Consider the following 23,262-nt stretch of genomic DNA (forward strand, 5'->3'; position numbering starts at 1 on the left):
GATACAATATAGTGGATGAAATAACTCTCAAGCAGTTAAGAGTCCAATTACTATCAACCAGAAACTACAGATGTTATTTTTGATTCTAATAAAATATTAGAAATGGGCTTTAGATTCTAGATTATCGCTAAAAAAGGTTTTTAATATCACAGTATCTTATGACACTCTTCCTGCAAAATTTACAAGATATTTTGCCGAATGACTCTCTTTCAACTTCAAGAGGATATGGGTATATCTTATTACATTCTAAACTTGAACATCTAACAATCAAAGTTACGCGGTCGGCATTTGAAAGATTACTGTTTCTCTCTTTTTCCCATTTGTTACTTATGTCAAAGTCTAATATTGATTCAGCACATATTTGCTCAAATTTATCATCATTGGATGCGCTTTTCTCACTAATACCTTTATTATTTTGGTTACTATGGTATTGAAAGCATTTAACAAGATAAGTATCAGTTTTTAGAAATTTTAAAACATCTTTATCAATCTAGGATTCGATATCCAATTTAAATTGCATTTTTACAAGTTGTAGTGCTTCTTTCTTTTTCATGATTGATCCCTAAATCTAACATATCTTTACCTTGTGATGCTCTTAACCAAAAACCTGTTTTGAATTCATACATAGATTTATCGAATCAAGGGAGCAAATTTCCCGCACAAATTCAGGTACAAATCTAATGAATCCTCCAAAATTCGAATAGTGCGAAGTGCGGGATTTGAACCCGCGATCCCTTTATCTTTAGCTGTTGGTTATAGAGAGGGATAATTTGGCCAAGATAATCTTCTTACAACACTTCACCCTCTTTATATACTTCCTCGAGTGAAATTGCATATGTATAGTTATAGTAAGATAAGAAAAGATCATCTTTTCATGGTTGCAATAATATCAACTCTAATTTTCTCAAGTATGACTATGGGCAATGGCTTTACTAATATAGTAAATGGTCAAACAAATACTACCCAAGCAAACTCCACCAATAATGTTACGGGCTTGGTAAATACACAATACATTCCAATTCAAAAAGTCCACGTTGGAGATATTGAAATGGCATACAAGATGTTTGGTAAAGGAGACCCTATTTTGCTTATCAGTCCTGCACAGGCCGATATGAATTACTGGGAACCTTCCCTCATAGATACTCTTTCTGCAAATCACACGATAATTGTATTTGACAACCGCGGAGTTGGAAACACTTCCACTGGTATAAAGCCGTTCTCCATCCAACAATTTGCTAATGATACTGCTGGTTTACTAGACGCTCTGAAAATACAAAAGGCAGATGTTCTTGGCTATTCACTGGGTTCTTTCATAGCTCAACAGCTTGCCGTTACACATCCAGACAAGGTTAACAGACTTGTGCTTATTGCTACAACATGTGGTGGAAAAGAGAGTATTCCTCCTAGTCCTGAACCTCAAAAAAGGGTTATTGATGTTATAAATAGAATTGCAAATGATACGCCTGTCACTTCGCAGGAAGTAAAAGCACTTCTGTCTGATGGCTTGGGATCAGGATGGCTCAAACTGCATCCCAATTTCCTTGAAACCATACCTATCCCAGAAGTAAAAGATCTGTTCCCTAGTATTACTCCTGATAATAATTTAAAGCAGTTCAAAGCAGCACTAGACTGGGAGGCATCTAATTGGAATGGGGTTTGCGATGAGCTTAGAAAAATATCAATACCAACACTGATCATAACTGGAACCGATGATATAATCCCAACGCAAAATGCATTAATTATTGCAGGAAAGATCCCTGGAGCCTGGCTTATACAGATAAAAGATGCTGGCCATGCAATACCGATTCAATATCCGGCGGAGGTTGCTGAGATATTAAATACATTTCTAACGACTACTAGCCCAAACAATTGAACAGCCATTGAATGAAGCATTTGGTTATCTAATTAACTTATCCTGATTAGATTGTAGACAAGGGGGTTCAAATCAATCTCAAAAAGGTGCGAAGTGCGGGATTTGAACCCGCGATCCCTTCGCTTTATTGTAAAGTTCAAATCCCGAAAATAAAGAATGAGAATCCGCGATCCCTCTATCTTTAGTTATTGGTCACAGAGATGGATAATTTGATCGATAGTGTTCACACAAGACTTCACCCTCTTTATATACTCCGTCGAGTGACAGTGGTTATGAATAATAGTAGACAGGTAAGAAAAGGCTATCTTTTCATTATAGTATTCATTTCTGCTATAATTTTCTCAAGTATGACTATGGGCAATGGCTTTACTAATACAGTGAACGGTCAAACAAATGCTACTCAGGCCAATTCAAGCAATACTAACAATTTGGTAAATACACAAGACATCCCATTAGAAAAAGTCCGTGTTGGAGATATTGAAATGGCATATAAAATGTTTGGTAAAGGTGATCCCTTGATACTTCACAATGGTGCTTCTGATAACATGGATGCTTGGGATCCAGCCCTTCTCACTAGGCTAGCATCAAATCACACAGTAATTATTTTTGATAGTCGTGGAATCGGAAATACCACTGCAGGGACCGAGCCATATTCTATACAATTACTTGGTAATGATACTGCTGGTTTAATGGATGCTTTGAAAATACAAAAAGCAAACGTTCTTGGATATTCTTTGGGTACATACATAACGCAACAATTTGCAATTACGCATCCTGATAAGGTTAGTAGTATTATACTTATTGCTGGTTCCTGTGGTGGGAAAGATGGTATACCTCGACCTGCTGAGTTTGACAAATTACAAGCAGATATTGTAAACAAAACCCAAAATAATATACCTGTATCTCAGGATGAACTGAAGTCGCTTGTAACGGCCTCATTAGGACCGGGTTGGATAAAACTACACCCAGAATCTGCAGCGATTCCAGAAAACATTACATTCCAGCAAATGAAACCTAGTGTTTCACCTGAAACATTGAATAATCAGAAGAACGCTGGATTTGCTTGGGTGGCTTCCGACTGGAATGGTGCTTGTGACGACCTTGCAAAGATAAACAAGCCTCTGTTAGTTATAGCAGGAACAGACGATAATCTCTACGTCCCGCATGAAAACTCTTTGGTCATTGCAAATAAAGTTCCAGGAGCCTGGCTAGTACAGATAAAAGATGCTAGTCATGCCGTTCCTGATCAATATCCAGAGGAAGTCGGTAAAATAATAGAAACATTCTTGTCGACTATAAAGTAAAGGTGACCAAGCAGGAAAGAAGAATCCGACATTAATTTTTGTACACCATCTTGACAAGCGGGTTCAAATCAATCATAAAAAAGTGCGAAGTGCGGGATTTGAACCCGCGATCCCTTTGCTTTATTGTATGGTTCAAATCCCAAAAATGAAAGAGGAAATCCAGTGATTCCATGTCCGCAACAATTCCTATATTATAACTAAGATATTAACTGAATATTGTCTTTGGTTGAACGTTCTTTCAAGAAATGTTATCTCTGTTTTTGAGGAATAACATAGAACGAAAGACAAAGGTAAAAGATCTTTCGGAGTATGATAAGCAGCCAAGGCCATATGCCGACTAATTCTTGTAACAAAATTCATTAAACTTTTACCACATTAATTATTTAATGTAAATTCTGGAGAATGCTTAACTATCTTTTATGGGGTTTCTTTTCATGAAATTTGAAGCTAAGGTTATGATTCTATCCACTTTGTTGATTTTAATCTCAGTTAGTTTATCAAGTATCGGATATACATTTGCTCAATGAGGTGATTATTTAGGTCAAAATGAAGATGCTAATGAAGCATCTCAAAGTAAATCAAGTTTCAGAAACTAATCAAAATAGTATGTGTGTATTGGATAAAAGCACATCTCTTAGTTGTAATAATTTATCAGGTCAGAGGATTGGTTCCGGTCAACAGGGTGAACCAGGACCAGGATCGCAGGTCAAGTTTGCCCGAGCAGGGCGAGGACCATAACAATCGAATATTTTCATCAATTAGTATGTCGAAAAGATTTACTTTGTCTTAAATTATTAGAGTATTAGAGTATTAGAATCTATGACAAAATCTCAAATACTTCTACCATGTTAAATTATTATGGATATTACAAATCATATCCAAAATAGTACAAATCCGTGGCATAAACAAATTACTAAACAAGGCCTTGTTAATTTAAAGATAGTATCGATTAGTATTATCGCAATACTACTAACCATTGTACTGATTTCAGGTTCAATAGTATCATCAAATGTTTTTGCAGCAAAAAGTCCCTCTCCAAGAGATGTTTGTAATGTATTTTCAGGTGGTACTTGTTCTTGTGGTAATAACATTGAGGACCTTACTGCAACATGTTGTACGGTTACGCCCGGTTCAACTCCCGGAAATGATATAATGATATGTGAACGATGTTCTATCAACACTAATACTGGTGAAAATTATAACTGTGAAGTTAGTCGAAAATCGCCAACAACAGGTGAAACAAACTTTCCTAATAATGAAGGTATATTAGAACAACCGTCACAAAAACATAATCCAAAAGATAATGCCAAAGTTCCAAACAATAATGGGGTTATAGAACAAAATTCTATATTGTCTAACAATCCAACATCCAATCAAAACAATCCTAAACAATTACAGCAAACTAATAATGAACAATTAGCAAAAAGCAGTAACAATAACAATAAAGATAATTCACCAACATCTCCTCCTTGCCCAAATAAAGGACCAATACCTCCTAACTGTACACTAAAACCTATCTTCAAGTAATGGAGTTTTAAATCTATATTATGTTAAGACTGCCATTTTGCTAATGAGAGATGAATTAGAATTGAATTTTACGAAAAGTTTGAGTGATTGTATCCAATGATAAGTTGAATGTTTAATTTTGGAGATGATTATGTTAATTTGCTCTCTTATCCCCCAACTACCTCTATATAATAAAAGTAATTCTCCATCGATGGCTACAAGTTTTATCCAATTCCAATAGATATACATTTGGGAATAATCAAAATCCCTACTGAAGAGATTTTAGATGATTTTGGGATAAACACTACTGAAACTGTGATAGTGGGAACTGACAGACGAGATGTTCGTAATTAGTTACAAGAACACTTTGCAAGGGACTTTCTTAGATATGGTAAATTAAAGAACCAGAAATTAGACATCTGGACTACAAAACTAAACAAGGGTGGTCAAGGAAGAGAAGACATATCAAGACTGAGCCTAGTTGAGAAATTGAATCGTGGTCTTAAAATTCTAAATCAAACTCACTTTAATAACATACAAATGTCCTTTCTGTTGTATCGATTTAATTAGGTGGAGTCTCTCTACCCTCTCATGATACACCATTCGACTCTACTACTGGTTTGATCAGTTATTATCCTCATTAAATGTACCCGTTGTTGTAGTAGTATTATCGAAATTACTTCCTTTGTCAAAATTGTGTTCTCCTCCTCCTTCTTGTTCAAAGATTCCACCTACAGTATTGTTATCTGGAAGATCTGTCTGGCTAGGGAATTTAATACTATCTTCTGGATGGCAATTAATATAGTCACCCGTTGTAAGATCTATATCACATATATCACAATATTGGCGTCCAGAGTTATCATTAGTGCAACATCTTGCGTTACCTTCTGTAGTTAAAGAATCACACCGACATAGATATTGGTTAATTTTACATACATCTCTAGGTGATCTTTTTTTCTGCAAGGGCGCCCGATACCAAAGAACTTGAAATCAATCCGATAGTTATCATGATTGTTATAGTGACCGTCATCATCGGTATCAGAGAATTATTTTGGGTTGGCTTAATTTTCCTGAAGGATTTCATTTTCATCAACCTATTGATTGAATACTCCACCATTGTTGTTGGGGTCTATCCCTTTTGAATTGTCTTGATTGCTAGACTCACTATTATCGTTAAAGGTTCCACCTGTAGATGGGTCTATCCCTTTTGGAAGATCTGAGTTGCTTGAACCATCATTATCACTTAAGACTCCGCCACTGTCTTTAGGATTGGTAGTATCACCGCCTTTGTCTTCTCTAACAGGATAAGCGGGTCCGCAGTTGCTCGGGGGGTGCGTATTGTCACATTTGGTACACCAGCCGTTAGTTGTACCAATTTCATGTGCACAACATACCACTTTACCTATTGTTCCACTATCTGGAATACGACCGCAATTATAAGGAGTCATATTTCGTGCATCACTATGACCAACAATTGATGCACTTGTGAGGAGAATAATTGGAATCAAAACTATATTAAGATTGTTAAAAGAGTGGTTTGGGGAATTGTTAATTCCTTCATGTTTGGTGTCATCAAAAAGATAATATATAAATATTGCCAATTATTTGCAAAAACTCTAAGAATCTTAGAGTCGTAGAATTAATTGTCGTCTAGATCTTAGATATAATGCGATTCAATTTGTATATACAAGCTAATATGAAAGAAAGGTATGAGTATTATATCAAACTTTGTCCAACAGGTTATTTAGTTAATAAGTGATATATGCAATAAGAATACAATTATATTATCTGTTACTCCTTTACAATATTAATCGTCGAGTAGCTTTCGTCAAGCTACCTATTTTATTTGTGTTAAATCTGTTTAGTCAACTACAATACTATAATAAACGACAATTAATTGTCTTAGAGTATAAAACTTGGGAAAACAATCACCTTAGATTGATTCTCTAATGCACCTCTCAATTTTATACTTGTGTTCCTCAAAATAGTTTACTATTCTTTTTACTGCATAGTTTGGCAATCTCATATTAGAGTTTAATAATGCTGATTCTACTTTATTTGATAATTCTAGAAAGTCATTAGGATAGTCTACATTACACTACTCTCATCGAGAAAGTCAATTTCCAAATGGTCTTTGAAACCAATTATCTTATTAACTCCCACCTTTCGCATACCTGAATCAATTTTCAGAATAAATGATACATTATCAGGTGACATTTCTATCAACTCTTTGCTCAACATGTCTTGAGTAAAATCTTGGACGTAGTTCTTTGTTCTAATTAATACTCTACTAAGTCATCCAGGCAAATTAGTGAAATACTATCGGCTTTAGGCCATGGGGTAAATTAGGTGCTGGTCCAATAGTTATTGTAGCACTACTTAACACTGATACGTCATCTGAACCAAAATTCCGTACATACATGTAATTGTTATTAGGATTATATTGGAAGCCGCTTGGAAAATCACCCACGTTAATGGTTTTAGTTACCGAAGTTGATTGACTTTTATTCTAACAATCATTGTTTGTTTATATATAGCAGGTTTATTGCTATTGTTAATGCTTTTAATAAGATTTAAGCGAAAACCCTTGATAGTTTTAGGTATATTTTTTGGTATTTTCTTAATTTTGTCAGCATATTTATCGTCGTTTGGTTCATCTGTATTTCAAAATGCGTTGGCACAGTCTGATATTCAAACGGTCAAATATAGAAACCTAACACTAGATCTTGGTAACGGAATAACTACTAATGCTCAGTTATCTTACCCCGCCATAGGTAAAGGCCCATTCCCAGCGGTGTTACTTATTCCTGGCTCAGGTGCGGTAGACATGAATGAAACCTTGACTATAGATACTAAACCATTCTGGCAGATATCTCAATATCTTTCCGAGAGGGGATTTGCGGTACTAAAGTTTGATAAAAGAGGTGTAGGTGAAAGTTTTACTATTTTAAACCCAAATGTATGGGGAAATAATACCGTCAATGATCAAATTCAAGATAGCAAAAAAGCCTTGAATGTTCTCGTACAGCAGCCTGAAGTAGATCCAAATAGGATAAGCATAATTGGTCATAGCGAAGGTACATTGTATGCTCCAAGAGTAGCAGTGGATAATTCGACAAAGGTAAGCAACATTATACTTATGGGTGTCCTAGCTCAAAACCCTTTAAAAGATGTAGAGTACTATCAAGACGTTTCATTGCCATTGGAATACGCTATGCAAGTATTAGATAGTAATAACACGGGATTGATATCCGTAGGACAAATAGTAACAGATTCTTTATTAAAGAACTTTTTATTACCTTCTTCTCTTTTGCATACTAATGATACCAAAGAGATAACTAATGCGTTAATGAAGGAATTTGGTAGTAGTGGGTTCATAAATATTGATGAACAACTTAAACCCTTTCTGATAAAGGGGTACGAAAACATAACAGCATTTAATTTGCTAAAATGCGATACTACTGGAGTATGTCCGATCCTATGGAAGTCTTTAGCTGATATGCCAACGAATTTGAGCTTTATTGGTAACGTATCTAACTCTACTGGCATTCTAATACTTAATGGAGAAAATGATGCTCAAACACCAGTTCAACAAGCATTTTTATTGCATCAGAAGCTTAATGAAGTAAATCATACTGATCACACATTAATGACTTACACCGAACTAGGACATGTTTTTTATCCATCATCAAAATGGCAAACAGTGGTAGGACCTATTCAACCTAATGTTTTGGCAGATCTATATTCATGGTTGGAGTTACACTCAAGATAAGCTCGTTTCAATTTTGTCTATTTTTAATGCATCTATTCATTAATAATGGCACAAAACAAATTATCGAAACTTCTGCTGGTTCGATCCTTGCTCGGGATCACGGATGAACCGCTCTATTTGAACCCGAGATTTTACAGATTATTAAAAATCAACAATTAAGGATTATGTAGATTAGTTGAGTGTTTAATTTGCTAACCTAAAGAAAGTCTTTTTGAAGCAATAAAGATCTTCGGTAAAATGAAGGACTAATCGAATCAATATTTTTCAACCGATTCTCTGGAATACTAAGATACATAAAAAAGTATGAAAATTTGTATAGGTTATAATTCCTATATTTATTTCAATAAATCAAGGGCATCCGCCACCATTCAAGACACCAGCCAATTCACCAGGTTTTAGTTTTTCTCCACAAATGGCGTTTCCTACATTTCCAATACCTAGTCGAGGTTCATCCTGCTCTGAGGCATGTTCTCCCATCTGACCAGATTTACCAAGTTCTGAGGCACCTTTTCCAAATCCATTAGGATTATCTTGTTTTGCTGCTGATACGCTGCTAAAACCGGTTGAAATCATTGCGGTCATCAATAATCCAATTGATGCTACAATGGTAATCATTGCCAATCCATGATAATTCATTAACTTTTCATGAATAAAAGAATATATAAACTTATATTAAATATTCAGAAAATTGTATTTATATTAAAAGTATGACATTATAATTTAACTTTTATTGAATTATCAAATTTATTTTAATTAAATATTAAAAGAATAGAGATAGATGTGTAGTTCATTGAAGTAACAATTCTACCTGGTTTTATTAAATCCATAAACAAAAGGTGCGAAGTGCGGGATTTGAACCCGCACTTCGTTTACCTTAACCAGGCTGGGCCAACCTCGCTTGAAATAAAATTAATCAAGCGGTATTAATAACTTAATGCTGTGCACTGCTACTTGCAACTATTCCATATTTTCCCTTGTCTAAAGGCAATTTTTCTAGCAGAACTAATATCACGAATTCCACCTCTTTCCAAAAATAGAACTGTAGATAGATATAGACCCCTAGCTCCCAAATCTATTTAATTTTTCAAGGGACTAATTATTACATGTGGCTGAAAATGGAACTCATAATGTGAATACCCAATTAGTCAAATCATGTTAATACATTAGCATAAGAAAACCATATAGAACAATTGTTCCTATTCCCAGAGTTATTAACATAAATGGAAATCCTATTTTTATCCACCTCGTAAAAGAAATATAATGTCCAAATTTTGCACTTAATGCTATTGCTACTACCCCTGCACTAGATCCTATTAAAGTCCCATTTCCTCCTAGGTCGGCTCCCAATGCAAGGGCCCACCACAATGGGCTAAATTGAAAACCACTTTCAGGACCAAACGAATCTGCAATCGTTGGATCTCCATTTAGTGAATGAACAAGAGGAATCATGGTAGTTGTAAGGGGGATATTGTCCACAAAGGCGCTAGTAATGCCTGACATCCAAATAACCATGACAAAGGTAATCCAAGGATCTCCACCAGTTATATCAATAGCCATGTTTGCAAGAATTGTTATTAATCCAGCATGTACTGCAACCCCTACTATAACGAATAAACCTATAAAGAATAGCAAGGTAGCCCAATCAACTTCATGTAGGATTTTTTCTGGTGGTACTCTGCTGACTATTAATAATATTGCAGCTCCTCCAATTGCTATTATTGACACTTCTAAATGAGTAATAGTTTGTAAAGAAAATAGGATAATTACTCCGACTAACACAATCAAGCATTTTACAAGCAATCCTTTATGGTGAATCAATATTGCATTTTCGTCTCTATGCATTAGTTCTTGAATATCTTCTTGCTGCTCTAATTTCTGTTCACCTTTTAACTCTCTCTTGAAGAAGATTTTTATTAACAGTAAGGAAAATCCGAAGATGATTGCAATTGTTGGTCCCATGTATTTCAAAAAGGAGTTAAAGTCTATTCCAGCAGCCGAACCAATCAAAATATTGGGAGGATCTCCAATTAATGTGGCAGCACCACCAATATTTGAAACCAAAACTTGAGCTATTATGAATGGTATAGGGTGTATTCCTAACGTTCTTGTAATAGAAAGCGTAACAGGAACCATGAGTAATATGGTAGTAACATTATCAACAAACATTGATGCAACAGAAGTAAAAGTGCATAACAATAACATCAAGATCCAGACATTCCCTTTACTTATTTTCCCCAATTTTATACCAACCTGATGGAAAACGCCTGTTTCTCCCAATATTGCCACCATTATCATCATACCAAGTAAAAGACCGATGGTGTTAAAGTCAATAGATTCTATTACAAAATCAAGACTTTCTTCAGCAAGAAAAGAACCTAATGCAATTGCCAAGATAATAGAAACGATAGCTGCAAACATTGCAATGACTGTTCTATGAATAATATCTAGTCCAAGGAGGACATAAATGGCGATCATAATTATAGTGATGCCAGCTAAGATAGGAGTAACACTTTTTTCAAACACTAAAAGAGGAATAGTAAAAATTAATACAATGTAAATCACAATTAGGAGTATACCTAGAAAATATTTCTTCTGCAATTATTACACCCATTTGGTTAAAGAAGTCCTATATATAGGGATTAGTTCAAAAATAATAAAAGTCATCGAATTATGGTGGTAAGACATAATAGACCTTCTGAAACCTTCCTTAGTACGCTTCCCGTTCCTTTACCTTTAGAATAATCATAGGGTACAAGTATCTTTTTGATTTGCAAGTTATAATTTCACATATATCAGCTGGACTTATTATTATAGATTAGCTTAAAATGTAACTATGTCGTTTTAGATCCTCACAACACAACTATTAATGTCTAGAACGAATAAAATTTGCGGTTTTCTTATTTCTGTTCGCAATTAAAATTATAAATTATTAAATCTCACAACTAAACTCTATTACATCTTTCTAACAAGTAAAGAAATGATTGTTAATGTTGTATGCTCCCTCGTACTTTTCTTTTCAATTCGATCAAAAAATCCTATCATTTCACACCCATATCCATGGTCATATTCATATTACCATTCATCGCTTCCGATCCATTTTTGGAGGGAATTAACGAGAATGTCATCATTCCATTCGTATTGTTGCTATTATTTTTCAAATAATCGTTTGCTATTTGAAGGACCACCGGTTTAGTCATCATAAAGTGTACCACGTCTTTTGTTTGATTGTTCCCATCAACCATCAAAACATTAGTCACGTCTTTGCCGTTTGCAACTCCCCTATAAGCACCGTCGGCTGACAGTACACTAGGTTTTGGAACTTCCACTTCTTGATGAACAAATACGGCATTCTTTGGATCATTTAGTCTTTTAAGATCATAACTAAAAGGCATTGTGAAATTAATCGAGTTTGCTGCCTTATCGTGTGTAATATTACCTATCTCATCATAGTATGAAAGAACTTTGGTGGGTATGATCTTACCATCTATATCCAAATTGGCGTTTTTTGCCGCTCCAATACTAAGCCAACTATTAAATTCAGGTTGCTGATCGTCAGGAATAATAGTACGAGAGTAGTCCACAGTGACTATTCTAACAATAAAATTATACAACCCACCGTCTATAAATATTGGTCCAGAAGCTACCACAGGAGAATTCGCTCTGCTAGAATATGCATTAAGTATTGGATCTAATTCACCATAGACAGATATTTGATTCTGGTTTTTAGGTTGCATCTCTATATACAAATCACCATCAGGATTAAAGAACCAGTCAGACAACAAAGTTTTTCCGTCTTTTTGAATTGTAATAAAATAAGTTACCTCTTTGAATGTTTGATTTGTCTTAGAATCAAATAGCTTGAATTCAACAGTTGGTTTTTGGGCTTGATTCTTGATTGTTTCTGTGGTTACTATCGGAGGATTCATTTTTATCAGCAGATCAGCTGCTCGGTCACCCAAAGATGCGGATAATTGTTCCATGAATAATCCATCACCAAAAGCATGATCTATCTTAAGCAAATTCCCATTCGTTACCATTCCAAATAAGAAAATGATGATTATAATATAGGAAATGACGACCTTCACAATACGTATAATTGATGGAATAATGTATTTAAGATGTATTTTACCTTATTTTGAGCATGAACATCGAAGAAAATTGGCATTATGACATAAGATGATTGCGACAAGGGAAGTAGAAGTCTGGATAAGTGTTTTGATTACCTTATATGCGTAAATTTCTGATATTTAAAAAGTCTATCAGATCTTTTTCTTTCTATACAATATTATTATGGTAACAAGAAATAGGGGCAGCACAATTATAATGGCATATACAAAGTATACAAGGTTTAGTGGAGACAGTAAGCTAAAAGAACTGTTTGATACATTTTGTATCTCTTTTGAGGTATTATATGGATTTTTGTAGACTGTGGTACCAAACTGTACAAATGAGCTTTTATTATCTGCACTTTCGATCTTTATTATAGTCGGTCCTGTGGAATTGAAGGCAAAAGTTTGAGAAGAAGAACCAACTTGTGCTATATCAGATGTTCTATAGATTTCAGTATTATTCTGCAGGATCACAAAATTATACGGCCAAAGATGCATTCTGGTGTTTTGTGGATATTCGAAAAAATCCATTAGGAAATTTACGGGCACATTTGTAGTTATGGAGGAAGGCGCCCATGAAAGCCCTATCTCTACTTTATCATTGTCTGTGAAGTTATACAGAGGAAAATCGGCAATCTTTTTTTGGAATTCATCGACCGCGTAAGAAGGAACATTTGTATTATTACCTTGAACACGAACTATGCCTTCCATCCAAGGATGTACCGTACAAAAATAATGATATATTCCAGATTGATTAAATTTTATGGATGTGGTTTTATCTGGACCGAATAATCCACTATCAAATAAACCATCAGGCTTACCTTTGGAATTTGATAATAAGCTGTTTAATCCGCCACCTGTACCGCTTGTCACAGTATGAGATTCCGTATCATTGTTAGTCCATATTATAGTGTCATTCACATCTACAGTGATTTCTCTTGGATCGTACCATTGTTTGGGAGTTAGATTTGTAATATCAACCTCGGGATTTGCAGAGCCCTTCGGTATTGTAATTATCATGTCTTTGGATTGTTGTCCTTGACCATATGAAAAGAACGGTTCATCGCTGGTGTTATATGACCATCCAATACTAACAACAATTAATAAAATAACACCAAAAAGAACACAAGTTTTCATATTGTCATCCTATTTCAATCATTACTTATAATATGTGTAGCCAACTAATCAATCACAATACTCAATTGGGGTCTGTTAGATACTTATAATTTCTTTAAATTATTATTCATGTAGGAATGTTCGTCACGTCATGAACTATCTCTATTCTAAAATATTAAAATTCATGTTCGTTGTGTTTTACCAAAAGAACATCCAGTCTAACATCTTTATAACCTTTAATGTATAGTCTCAATATGGCTACGACACTTAATAACGGTAGTCGTCTATTTGGAGAAATTGAAAATATAAGAATTTCTGATATTCATTTACCATCTAATAACCTGAGAATTTCAAATAGTCTAAATATTGAAAAAATAGCAAATTCGATTAGGCAACATGGACTTTTGCACCCGCTTGTAGTAAAACCAAGGTCAAATCATTTTGAAATAGTAGCTGGGTACAGAAGGTTTCTGGCATGCAAATCTTTACACTGGAAGAAAATCCCTTGTCATATTGCCAATTTAGACGATATGCAAACATTTGAAGTCGCAATGGTCGAAAATATACGTCGAAAATCATTCACGCCTCTTGAAGAAGCAAACGCGTTTAAAATATATGTTTCTGATAAAGGTTGGGGAGGTGTAACAGATTTATCCAATAGAATAGGCAGAAGTCCGAGCTCAATAATCAGGAGAATTGGACTTCTTGATTTACCCGAAGATGTACTAGATAGTATTAAGAGGTCAGAGTTAAGCCCAAGTACTGCTGCGGAGTTATTTCGGGTCAAAGATCCAATAAAGCAGTCTCACTTAGCAAAACTTGTCGCCCGTCAGCATTTAACTACAAAAAAAGTAAGAAGAATTGTAAGTAATGACTTGTTATCAAATAATCCATCAGATTCTGAAACACGAAGCCAACTACGAGCATTTGATAAATCAATAATTGTATTAAGGGTTGCTTTAAATAAAATAGCCACCATCATGGATGAGGAAAATAAAGATGATTTGTTAATTCAGGAACTACTCCTATACCAGAGAAACATACTTCATAATCAAATAGGGATTCTCTTAAAATGTAAAAAGAAGTATGAAAAGAAAATATTGCGGTACCGCAATCATATTAAATAATATATTTAATCATCAGTCGTTGTCCTATGAATGTATGATTGTGATTGTGTTAAAGTTTTGGAAATCTCATTCAAATATTCTATGATGGATTTAACATTTTATTTATGGGATAATCCCTTATATAAGTAACAATATTTCATTTATAGAAATGGAACAATGACTGGGCTTAGTCAAATGATTTTATCCTTCTTAATAAAGGATTCAATATCTTCGACATTCTACCTATAGCTTTGCACTATTCTTAACTAGTTTTTTGAAAAAGAGATGGATTAAAGATGACAAACTGGATGCACAATAACTTCCCACAGTTCGGATCAATCAAATAAAGATGATACTTGCTAGTCTTTTGTCAATTTAGTGAATTTGACACGGCTAAAAGATTGGTTAACAGATAATCATGATTTGCAGCTCCACTTCAAATCTACTATTTTTTATCAATCTGATCCATTCATCAATCATCTTTCTTAACCCATTCATCACCCTTTTTCTCGTATTCCTTTTTTACAGCAGACCATGCTACCTTGTGGGCGACTTCTTCAGCAGACACCTTTTTACCTTCTCTTCTTTTATCTGGATCTTTATATTCTTTAATTGCACTGGCATGAGCTTTTTTGAATATATGTTGTGCGTGTTTTGGCAAGTCATCTATTCTTTTCTCTGTTGCTTCTGATAATCCACTATCATCATTATTTTTCCTATTAGCCATATTCATTACTGGATAAAAAAAGATAAAAACGGCATCAAAAAAAATAACCTTTTGTGTAGATCTATCTATAAAAATTAACAGCATGGGAAAATGAGATAATCACATGCACTAATGCATTAGCATTAGAAATTCATTTAGAAAATAGGTACCAATTGCCAAAGTTATTAGCATGAATGGATTATATTTCAATAAATCTCTATTTGTCTGGAATTATTAAGATCATCGTTTAGTAATGTCTTAGTCGAGATTTCGATTCGTTTACCAAAGATTATTTCATTACCATCAACTAACACTTGTTAGATGACCGGTTCAGTTACACTAAGAACACCGTTTATGATACGAAAGTTTGACAAAATTGATGATTTTATAAAGATAATTTTTCCAGACATCGAATCATAAATGAAGAAACAATTACTATCAAATATGCATAGGTCCAATTAGACACTAAGTTATATTCTGAATTAGAAAGGAATCTCAAACTGTTTATTGTTAAAATATACACCAAGGATCTTGATAATTATATTAGAAAAGAAACAAGACATGCTAGCAAAGAAGATATAAAAGATTCGCTTCTATCAACTATTTCAATTACTCTGAACGTTCGTGATGAATCTAGTCGAAAGTTAAGTAAAAATGCTATTTATTTTCGCTTAGAAAGATCATAAATAATACCAAATTATGCTCTACTAACCAGTAATGGATCCTTACTGGTATTCAATAAGATTAGTGTAACAATAAAACTTGAAAATACGTCAATTGGATTGAGAAAAGCACAAACAAACGCATGCAACAGAATATGTTCATCTTAAATAGTTTTATGTAAAGGTTACATCATGCCGATAGATCCAGAATTTCCAAAAAATCATCAAGTGATCGGAAAGCATTCAACTTCAGATGGAGATTATCTTCATTTGGTGTGGGGTCCAGGAAGGTCAGATGCAGAATCGTCAACAAATAAAGAAGTTCAGGAAGCATACAAAGCCAGAGGAGAGGAATATGTCCCATTGGGTGTTCATGGCACATTTGTAGCAGTAGATTGGGACTCGTGTATCTCGGATGGAGCTTGTATAGAAGCCTGTCCCGTACAAGTCTATCAATGGTATAGGTCAGAACAAGATGTTCCAGCCATAGAGATGGCAAACGCCACAAGTGAAGGGACTGGGGATGATCACAGCAGGGAAGGAAGAAAAGATTATACTGATAAACCAGATCCTATCAGAGAGAAGGCATGTATATGGTGTATGGCCTGCGTGACTGTATGTCCTACGACTTCCATCAAAGTCGATGAGGCGAACCTGCCAATTCATGAGGAGGAAGCAAAGAAATTTTCCTAGGTATATCTTGGCTAAATAAAGACTGAAAGAAAAGTTTCTACTCATCAGCAATTGGTACTCATCGATTAAAGTCTACCACTATTGGTTAACTATTCATTTATTTACTTTAACATCTCGTTTTCAGAAAAACAAGATACACCTATATTAACAGTCTTTATTATTCATAGTCAGTATCCAAATTAGAAACGATAATACTGTATGTTACTTTATTAAATATCGATAATTAATCGCGGCCCTTAGGCCCCTAATGTCATACTATATTATAATATTGATTACATCCGTTTGCAAATAAACACATCATCTTTATATCTGGCCCCTCTTAACATATGATTGCCTTTGAATAGCAAGGTTGCATAGCTTACTTACTCGGTGAGAATAGTAACGGTCTATATTTCCTTGGTTGGGTAGAAACCGTTACTATCCTTCTTCAGTATACTCAATTAATACACTATAATGTTCCCCATTTATCCCAGACTTATCTACATATTTATTTGACGAAAAGTGTATTTTATATTCATTAACATTCTTAAAGAATTCATTCACTTGTTTGTTTTCTGATTCGATTTAATTGTCTTTTCTTTCATTATATTCCATACTGTCAAAGTAGCAATATATGAAACTGCTGTCATAACTATTTGTATACTGACTGGTCATCTAGGCATGTACGATATGTGGAACCAACACAAATCCTAGACTTGCTCTATGGTTATTGCTTTAAATATAAAGGTTATTTGGTCGTTATCAACAAAATGACTGATACCACATAATGCGTGGCCCTAAAGATGGATAAAGGCCACGCACAGGTACAACGAGTCCGGATTAAGGACTCCTAACTTGGTCAATGCATCTACTACAATAAACCTGAAGACAGTCCACTATCTTCTAGTGCCTAAATTGTAAACATAATTGTAAACATTCGGGTTCAAATCAATCTCAAAAGAAGTGCGAAGTGCGGGATTTGAACCCGCGATCCCTTCGCTGTATTGTAAAGTTCAAATCCCGATAATAAAGAATGAGAACCCGCGATCCCTTTATCTATAGTTATTGATTATAGAGAGGGATAATTTGACCAAGATAGTCTTCACACAAGACTTCACCCTCTTTATATACTCCCTCGAGTGAATTTGGTTATGAATAATAATAGACAGATAAGAAAAGGCTATCTTTTCATTATAGTATTCATTTCTACTATAATTTTCTCAAGTACAAGTATGATTAACGGCTTTACTAATACAGTTAACGGTCAAACAAATGCTACTCAGGCCAACTCCACTAATAATGTTACCAATTTGGTAAATACACAAGACATTCCAGTTGAAAAAGTCCGTGTTGGAGATATTGAAATGGCGTACAAGATGTTTGGTAAAGGTGACCCTATTTTGCTTATTCAGGGTGTTGGTGGGTCTATGGATAGTTGGGAACCATCTATTTTAAGAGACCTATCCTCAAATCATACTGTAATAATATTGGATAATCGTGGAGTTGGAAATACAACAACTGGTACAAAACAATTCTCAATTCAGCAATTTGCAAATGATACTGCTGGTTTACTTGACGGTCTGAAGATTCAAAAAGCAAACGTTCTTGGGTATTCTATGGGTTCACTTATAGCTCAGCAGTTTGTTCTTACTCATCCTGAGAAGGTCGACAGACTTGTACTTATTGCTTCAACATGTGGTGGAAAAGATAATGTACCTAATAGCCCTGAAGTTTTAGAACTGGCTAAAAAGCTCCTAAGTAGTGTTGTAAATAACACTTCAATAGAACCACAGGAAGTAAAAGCGGCTGTAGCTCTCAGCTACGGACCAACATGGATCAAACTTCATCCCGATATCCTTGAAAGCATTCCCACAAACGCCAAAGATTTGCTACTTTCTGGTATGGGTCCTGATACTTATATACAACAGGAGAAAATAACACAAAACTGGAAGTCAACCAACTGGAGTGGCGTATGTAGTCAGCTTCCAAATATAGCCAAACCTACCTTGGTAATAACTGGAACTGAAGATGTTACTATACCAGCTGCTAATTCTTTAATTATTGCGGAAAAAATCCCTGGAGCATGGCTTGTACAGATGAAAAATGCAGGTCATCAAATTACGTCACAATATCCGGATGAGATTGGTAAAATATTAAATACATTTCTATCGACTACTAGCCCAAACAATTGACTAGCCATTGAATGAAGCATTTGGCTATCTAATTAACTTATCCTGATTACAATGTAGACAAAGGGGTTCAAATCCTCTATTTATACATAGAAATTAGAAGTGCGAAGTGCGGGATTTGAACCCGCGATCCCGAGCTTGGGAAGCTCGTACCTTAACCAGGCTGGGCCAACCTCGCCTGAAATAAAATTAACCGCACGGTATTAATAACTTAATGCTGTGCTGCTACTTGCAACTATTCCATATTTTCCCCTTTCTAAAAGCAATTTTTCTAGCAGAGCTAATATCACGGATCCCACCACGGTTTTTTTCCGTACCTTGCCTTATGGAGGTCCCATATTCGTCTACAATTTCAATAACTACCTCGTCTTTGAAATACGATTTTAGAATCCCGGCTATTTGATGAGAAAGAGCCAGGCTTCCATCACCAATTCTAACTATTTTAGTAGGAGACTCGATTGATGATAATACAAAACTGATTTTTTCAACTGTGGAACTAACCGAGGACAAAATTATTCTATCTAATTCGAAATAGCAGTACAGGATAGAAATACCAATCCTTTTTCCAGGATCTACTCCGATTATCAATTGTTCTTTAGAGGGACCAAAGTAGCCCATGCAATTTTGTAGAATTTTTGCTTTTATAGACAGAGGAAATTCTTCTAATTGGGTATCCAAATACATGTTATCCCTATTTACGATTTTGGATTCATCAAAGGTTGTAATTATAACTTTCCCAGTTGATAGGGCCGCTTCTTCAGGTGATAACGACAAAAAGCGTAAGTCAAGCGACTTTAAAACATTTGTTATTTTATAATAGGAACGGCCTGATACTGTTGCAACAATAACTGGTGGACAACTTGTTAAGTTGAACATTTCTATTGCTACTTTAGCGTGATGTTATAAGCCTATTAAAGATTACGTATAATTTTCTGGCAATCAAAATGCAAGAATTACAAATTTTGAATGATCCAAATCCAACAGTAATCACAAGATGACTTTCCTCATGCTAATGTGCAGATTCATAAAGCGGTGAGATTTAAATAATAAAAGCAACATTTTACATGCAATGTTACGAAAATCATTCAAATATCATAATAATTTCCTATAATTTTCAAATAATTATTAAATCTTTAAAAATATAGTATGTCTTTTCGTATCCTTATCTATTGGATAAAAGAGAATGTACTTGCTAAACTGTCAAATTAAGTATAGCTTGTGCAAGATCGCCCTTCGTATCTGTCAAAGCAACGATCGCTTTTTCTTTTGAGACATTTGCCTGTTGCATAACCAAAACAATATCTTCTTCCTTAAAAGAAGGAACATCCCTGTTAGTCTCTTCGATATCTGTAGCAATAACCTGAAAAATAGTACTATCTTTGCCTTTCATTTCAACAACCTGGGGTTTTTTAAGAAATATTTCTTTCATATCGGTTCTTATAATAACTTCCTCCACCGAACCCAAGTCTTTCATATCTAAACCCATTCGGTCAAGCATTCTGCGCATATCTCTATTGCCCGATCGCATCATAGAAATCCCTAAGTACTTCTGCTTTTTATTCCTTCTCTAATTTTTATTCCTATGCCACGGATATGTGAGCCCATATTATGATCAGCAATATCATCTAATGACTGTAAATAGTATGAAAAAGGCAACAAAGATCGACCCACAGCTAGAACGGATTGATTTTTGTCTATTACTGCAACATCCGACCCGCTTTTAACGTTCTCACCACATTTTAACACATGCTTTACGAATAGGGATCTACCTTCGGATACGAAAGGGATGGCATCTTCAATAGGCACAACACAATTAGATTGATACCCCTCTTGTTTTAGGAAAAGATTGGCACCTTCAATAGTTAATGCAATTCCCCCATCAGTTCGAAAGGTTCCGATTAATTTTCCATCTATGCTAAAACTCTTGATTTTCCCAGTTTTTCTAGAATATTCAAGCTCTAAATCTTCTGGGAGAATTGAGCTGATCCCCCTTCCAAAGAGAAAATCCACATGAGAGCATATTTTCTGATACGGATCTAGAAATAGCTTTTGCAATTAAACAACCTAACTATATATGTCAACAATAAAAACCATCTGAATTGCTAACTATTAAGGACCCTCGATACCATAGGGCATTATTTCGCCACTCAACAAATCACTCCTATAACTTGAAAATCATAAATATTTTAAAATTATTCATGATTTTTACAGTACTTGGATTAGAGTATGTAAAAATCTGTAATTAATGAGTGTTTTTTATGGTTTCTCTACTAATTCCATTATATCAAAAACTTAGTACCGACTAATGAAGAGTTCAATTTTTGCTTGCTCTTTGCATATCGTATTTCAAGTCCAGGGAAACTAATGTTATATAAAGAGAATTCATTATAGGTACACACAGATATATTAACAAATTATGACAGCAATGGTATGTCAACGTATGCTTTTTGTTGTATATAGCAAAGAAAAAGGTCAGGCCTAGATAGGTAATATGTTAAACTATTAATAAATGACCAAAAGACTGACGGTTCAGACCTGTGTCTTGCTTTCATCATATCCTATATACAACATACAATTAGAGAATTTGAAGGTCGTTTGGAAGATAATTGCGGGCTAGTGAAACGGATGCCCTTATTCCAAATAGTCTTATGCCAAAATGTCTGAACTTATTGATACAGCCTATAAGGAGAGATAAAACGAATATCAATTCCTCTGCTATTATGCCAAATCGTGTACTCTAAGACTCCTCTTGTATGCTCATGATTCTAAATGCACAATTGTTGGTGGGACAAACCCAGGGTTAAAGGAGATCATGTAGTTGCTAACGGGTCAATTTGGATGAGCCATGAACAGTCAAACTATTTTATGGTCCCATAAGCAAGGTCAAAATATGCTAGAAATCACAGTTGCCTACAATTTTCGTTAGTTGAGATATGTTTAGATCGGAATAATAAAGAGACGCAGTCACGGACAACAAATCCTAATAAATTAGACTCGATTTATTACATACATGGTTTCTTTTTGTGAATTATGCGGAAAACATACCGAGGTAAGCAAGAAAGTAATAATTGAGAAATCAATTATGAGCGTCTGTTTGTCTTGTTCAAAAAGAGGCAAACCAGTAGAATCCAATAGTATTTCAAAGAACATAGGTTCACCAAAAGTGACAAATCCTGTAGGATATTTATCCCCTAAGCCTACTTCTGGTCCACAGCAAGGTTCAAAGAATCTGTACGCCAGAAAAATAAGACCAGCTCCAAGAATTAAACCACCACCCCTAAAGAAAATCAACTGGGTTGATGAACTCATTCTTGATCCGGAATTTCCATCCTTAATAAGAAATGCCAGGAGTAAAAAAGGACTAACGCACGAACAACTTGGACAAAAAATTAACGAAAAAGTGACCCTCATAAAGAAAATTGAAACAGGTTCGATAAGGCCTGATGAGATTTTGGCAAAGAAACTTGAACGGTTTTTGGGAATAACACTATTCATAAATCCCAATGAAGAGAATGTAGAAGAATAGAATAGGATAATAAAAGCAACAAAAGCTAATCTTTTTATTCGATTTTAGTTGTCCATTAGGATTGAAAAGATGATAGCATGGTCGTGGCGGAGAGATATCTAAGAACTATGCCACTATCTGTAGCAGTACTTAGAATAGGACACAGACTTGTAAGAGATGACAGGACTACTACTCACGCTGTATTGGTATCAAGGGCAATGGGAAGCGAAGTAATCTACATGACTGATGTGGATGATGAAATAAAGAAAACAATAGATAAGGTCAATAAACGATGGGGAGGAGAAAATGAATTTAGACTTGAAATTATTGATAATTGGAAAAAGGTAATCAAAACATGGAAAGAAAATGGCGGTATAGTCGTTCATCTTACAATGTATGGAGCACCCATCAATCAAAAAATAAGAGAGATCAAAGAATTAGATCAAAAAATATTAGTCGTAATAGGAGCAGAAAAGGTTCCAAAAGAGGTTTATTTTCTTGCTGATTATAATATTGCAATTGGAAGTCAACCTCACTCAGAAATTGCTGCTTTAGCAATTTTTCTAGATAGAATATTTGATGGGAACCAGTTTAACAAGAGTTTTTTGGATGAAAAAATGAAAATCATACCTTCAGAGAGGGGGAAAAATGTGATGCAGAGGAATCAGGACTACCCAAGCAATAGTAATAGTAGTAGCATTTATTCTCGCCCTAAAAGAAATCAAAATAAGGATAGTTAAGT

22 protein-coding genes and 2 tRNA genes are annotated in these 23,262 nt (G+C 34.8%); 10 read left to right on the forward strand and 14 right to left on the reverse strand.

Annotated elements, in window-relative coordinates; genetic code table 11:
- Positions 1–835: 835 nt before the first annotated feature.
- The 4 genes from NMY3_RS16280 (at position 836) to NMY3_RS16295 (ending at position 4,704) form a co-directional block, all read left to right on the forward strand.
- Positions 836–1,873 carry an alpha/beta fold hydrolase gene (locus tag NMY3_RS16280; RefSeq protein WP_196816854.1) on the forward strand — a complete coding sequence of 346 codons (1,038 nt, stop codon included), beginning with the start codon at positions 836–838 and terminating at the stop codon, positions 1,871–1,873.
- Positions 1,874–2,145: 272 nt separating this feature from the next.
- Positions 2,146–3,177, forward strand: a complete 1,032-nt coding sequence (locus NMY3_RS16285; protein ID WP_196816855.1) for an alpha/beta fold hydrolase — start codon at positions 2,146–2,148, stop codon at positions 3,175–3,177.
- Between the two features lie 558 nt (positions 3,178–3,735).
- Positions 3,736–3,915: a hypothetical protein gene (locus NMY3_RS16290; RefSeq protein ID WP_196816856.1), complete on the forward strand. Its 180-nt coding sequence runs from the start codon at positions 3,736–3,738 to the stop codon at positions 3,913–3,915.
- Between the two features lie 120 nt (positions 3,916–4,035).
- Positions 4,036–4,704 carry a hypothetical protein gene (locus NMY3_RS16295; RefSeq protein WP_196816857.1) on the forward strand — a complete coding sequence of 223 codons (669 nt, stop codon included), beginning with the start codon at positions 4,036–4,038 and terminating at the stop codon, positions 4,702–4,704.
- Between the two features lie 603 nt (positions 4,705–5,307).
- Here NMY3_RS16295 and NMY3_RS16300 read toward each other — a convergent pair.
- From NMY3_RS16300 to NMY3_RS16310, 4 genes are all read right to left on the reverse strand, one after another.
- Complete coding sequence (locus NMY3_RS16300; RefSeq protein ID WP_196816858.1) at positions 5,308–5,646, reverse strand: hypothetical protein; 339 nt, start codon at positions 5,644–5,646, stop codon at positions 5,308–5,310.
- A gap of 131 nt (positions 5,647–5,777) precedes the next feature.
- Entirely contained in the window at positions 5,778–6,284 is a 507-nt protein-coding gene (locus tag NMY3_RS16305; protein ID WP_196816859.1) for a hypothetical protein, read from the reverse strand.
- A 487-nt stretch (positions 6,285–6,771) separates the two neighbouring features.
- Positions 6,772–6,900: a hypothetical protein gene (locus tag NMY3_RS16945; protein WP_257719992.1), complete on the reverse strand. Its 129-nt coding sequence runs from the start codon at positions 6,898–6,900 to the stop codon at positions 6,772–6,774.
- A 91-nt stretch (positions 6,901–6,991) separates the two neighbouring features.
- Positions 6,992–7,153, reverse strand: coding sequence for a hypothetical protein (locus tag NMY3_RS16310; protein WP_196816860.1), 162 nt, complete (start codon positions 7,151–7,153; stop codon positions 6,992–6,994).
- An 87-nt stretch (positions 7,154–7,240) separates the two neighbouring features.
- Between NMY3_RS16310 and NMY3_RS16315 the strand changes: the two genes are divergently transcribed.
- A complete protein-coding gene (locus tag NMY3_RS16315) occupies positions 7,241–8,455 on the forward strand; it encodes an alpha/beta hydrolase family protein (RefSeq protein ID WP_196816861.1) in 1,215 nt (404 codons plus the stop codon).
- A gap of 348 nt (positions 8,456–8,803) precedes the next feature.
- On the opposite strand, the gene NMY3_RS16320 is transcribed toward NMY3_RS16315, so the two are convergent.
- From NMY3_RS16320 to NMY3_RS16340, 5 genes are all read right to left on the reverse strand, one after another.
- Positions 8,804–9,091, reverse strand: coding sequence for a hypothetical protein (locus NMY3_RS16320; RefSeq protein ID WP_196816862.1), 288 nt, complete (start codon positions 9,089–9,091; stop codon positions 8,804–8,806).
- A 201-nt stretch (positions 9,092–9,292) separates the two neighbouring features.
- Positions 9,293–9,353: transfer RNA gene (locus NMY3_RS16325), tRNA-OTHER, on the reverse strand.
- 257 nt (positions 9,354–9,610) lie between these two features.
- Complete coding sequence (locus NMY3_RS16330) at positions 9,611–11,017, reverse strand: SLC13 family permease (RefSeq protein WP_196816863.1); 1,407 nt, start codon at positions 11,015–11,017, stop codon at positions 9,611–9,613.
- 476 nt (positions 11,018–11,493) lie between these two features.
- Positions 11,494–12,474, reverse strand: a complete 981-nt coding sequence (locus NMY3_RS16335; protein ID WP_196816864.1) for a hypothetical protein — start codon at positions 12,472–12,474, stop codon at positions 11,494–11,496.
- Between the two features lie 240 nt (positions 12,475–12,714).
- Positions 12,715–13,701 carry a cupredoxin domain-containing protein gene (locus NMY3_RS16340; protein ID WP_196816865.1) on the reverse strand — a complete coding sequence of 329 codons (987 nt, stop codon included), beginning with the start codon at positions 13,699–13,701 and terminating at the stop codon, positions 12,715–12,717.
- A 233-nt stretch (positions 13,702–13,934) separates the two neighbouring features.
- Between NMY3_RS16340 and NMY3_RS16345 the strand changes: the two genes are divergently transcribed.
- Positions 13,935–14,807 carry a ParB/RepB/Spo0J family partition protein gene (locus NMY3_RS16345; RefSeq protein ID WP_196816866.1) on the forward strand — a complete coding sequence of 291 codons (873 nt, stop codon included), beginning with the start codon at positions 13,935–13,937 and terminating at the stop codon, positions 14,805–14,807.
- Between the two features lie 451 nt (positions 14,808–15,258).
- Here the strand turns inward: NMY3_RS16345 and NMY3_RS16350 are convergent, their stop codons facing one another.
- Positions 15,259–15,513, reverse strand: coding sequence for a ChaB family protein (locus NMY3_RS16350; protein ID WP_196816867.1), 255 nt, complete (start codon positions 15,511–15,513; stop codon positions 15,259–15,261).
- An 833-nt stretch (positions 15,514–16,346) separates the two neighbouring features.
- Here NMY3_RS16350 and NMY3_RS16355 point away from each other — a divergent pair.
- Together NMY3_RS16355 and NMY3_RS16360 are read left to right on the forward strand one after the other, a co-directional pair.
- Positions 16,347–16,847: a 4Fe-4S dicluster domain-containing protein gene (locus NMY3_RS16355; protein ID WP_196816868.1), complete on the forward strand. Its 501-nt coding sequence runs from the start codon at positions 16,347–16,349 to the stop codon at positions 16,845–16,847.
- 1,130 nt (positions 16,848–17,977) lie between these two features.
- Positions 17,978–19,018, forward strand: coding sequence for an alpha/beta fold hydrolase (locus tag NMY3_RS16360; protein ID WP_196816869.1), 1,041 nt, complete (start codon positions 17,978–17,980; stop codon positions 19,016–19,018).
- Positions 19,019–19,118: 100 nt separating this feature from the next.
- Here NMY3_RS16360 and NMY3_RS16365 read toward each other — a convergent pair.
- From NMY3_RS16365 to NMY3_RS16380, 4 genes are all read right to left on the reverse strand, one after another.
- Positions 19,119–19,193, reverse strand: a tRNA-Gly gene (locus NMY3_RS16365).
- Between the two features lie 47 nt (positions 19,194–19,240).
- Positions 19,241–19,891: a hypothetical protein gene (locus tag NMY3_RS16370; RefSeq protein WP_196816870.1), complete on the reverse strand. Its 651-nt coding sequence runs from the start codon at positions 19,889–19,891 to the stop codon at positions 19,241–19,243.
- 316 nt (positions 19,892–20,207) lie between these two features.
- The gene (locus NMY3_RS16375) at positions 20,208–20,546 is read right to left on the reverse strand and encodes a nascent polypeptide-associated complex protein (protein ID WP_231100141.1); all 339 of its coding nucleotides are present in this window, start codon (positions 20,544–20,546) and stop codon (positions 20,208–20,210) included.
- An 8-nt stretch (positions 20,547–20,554) separates the two neighbouring features.
- A complete protein-coding gene (locus NMY3_RS16380) occupies positions 20,555–21,070 on the reverse strand; it encodes a PUA domain-containing protein (RefSeq protein WP_196816871.1) in 516 nt (171 codons plus the stop codon).
- 955 nt (positions 21,071–22,025) lie between these two features.
- On the opposite strand from NMY3_RS16380, the gene NMY3_RS16385 reads away from it, so the two are divergent.
- Positions 22,026–22,541, forward strand: coding sequence for a helix-turn-helix domain-containing protein (locus NMY3_RS16385; protein ID WP_196816872.1), 516 nt, complete (start codon positions 22,026–22,028; stop codon positions 22,539–22,541).
- Between the two features lie 77 nt (positions 22,542–22,618).
- Positions 22,619–23,260, forward strand: a complete 642-nt coding sequence (locus NMY3_RS16390) for a tRNA (cytidine(56)-2'-O)-methyltransferase (protein ID WP_231100142.1) — start codon at positions 22,619–22,621, stop codon at positions 23,258–23,260.
- Positions 23,261–23,262 lie beyond the last annotated feature (2 nt).

This window comes from Candidatus Nitrosocosmicus oleophilus (assembly GCF_000802205.1).
Classification (GTDB): domain Archaea; phylum Thermoproteota; class Nitrososphaeria; order Nitrososphaerales; family Nitrososphaeraceae; genus Nitrosocosmicus; species Nitrosocosmicus oleophilus.

Excerpts from the sequence above, each read along its gene's own strand:
- NMY3_RS16280 (WP_196816854.1), top strand. The coding sequence starts at position 836 with ATGTATAGTTATAGTAAGATAAGAAAAGATCATCTTTTCATGGTTGCA.
- NMY3_RS16285 (WP_196816855.1), top strand. The coding sequence starts at position 2,146 with ATGAATAATAGTAGACAGGTAAGAAAAGGCTATCTTTTCATTATAGTA.
- NMY3_RS16290 (WP_196816856.1), top strand. The coding sequence starts at position 3,736 with ATGAAGCATCTCAAAGTAAATCAAGTTTCAGAAACTAATCAAAATAGT.
- NMY3_RS16295 (WP_196816857.1), top strand. The coding sequence starts at position 4,036 with ATGGATATTACAAATCATATCCAAAATAGTACAAATCCGTGGCATAAA.
- NMY3_RS16945 (WP_257719992.1), bottom strand. The coding sequence starts at position 6,900 with ATGTCACCTGATAATGTATCATTTATTCTGAAAATTGATTCAGGTATG.
- NMY3_RS16315 (WP_196816861.1), top strand. The coding sequence starts at position 7,241 with ATGCTTTTAATAAGATTTAAGCGAAAACCCTTGATAGTTTTAGGTATA.
- NMY3_RS16320 (WP_196816862.1), bottom strand. The coding sequence starts at position 9,091 with ATGAATTATCATGGATTGGCAATGATTACCATTGTAGCATCAATTGGA.
- NMY3_RS16340 (WP_196816865.1), bottom strand. The coding sequence starts at position 13,701 with ATGAAAACTTGTGTTCTTTTTGGTGTTATTTTATTAATTGTTGTTAGT.
- NMY3_RS16345 (WP_196816866.1), top strand. The coding sequence starts at position 13,935 with ATGGCTACGACACTTAATAACGGTAGTCGTCTATTTGGAGAAATTGAA.
- NMY3_RS16350 (WP_196816867.1), bottom strand. The coding sequence starts at position 15,513 with ATGGCTAATAGGAAAAATAATGATGATAGTGGATTATCAGAAGCAACA.
- NMY3_RS16355 (WP_196816868.1), top strand. The coding sequence starts at position 16,347 with ATGCCGATAGATCCAGAATTTCCAAAAAATCATCAAGTGATCGGAAAG.
- NMY3_RS16360 (WP_196816869.1), top strand. The coding sequence starts at position 17,978 with ATGAATAATAATAGACAGATAAGAAAAGGCTATCTTTTCATTATAGTA.
- NMY3_RS16370 (WP_196816870.1), bottom strand. The coding sequence starts at position 19,891 with ATGTTCAACTTAACAAGTTGTCCACCAGTTATTGTTGCAACAGTATCA.
- NMY3_RS16375 (WP_231100141.1), bottom strand. The coding sequence starts at position 20,546 with ATGATGCGATCGGGCAATAGAGATATGCGCAGAATGCTTGACCGAATG.
- NMY3_RS16385 (WP_196816872.1), top strand. The coding sequence starts at position 22,026 with ATGGTTTCTTTTTGTGAATTATGCGGAAAACATACCGAGGTAAGCAAG.
- NMY3_RS16390 (WP_231100142.1), top strand. The coding sequence starts at position 22,619 with ATGGTCGTGGCGGAGAGATATCTAAGAACTATGCCACTATCTGTAGCA.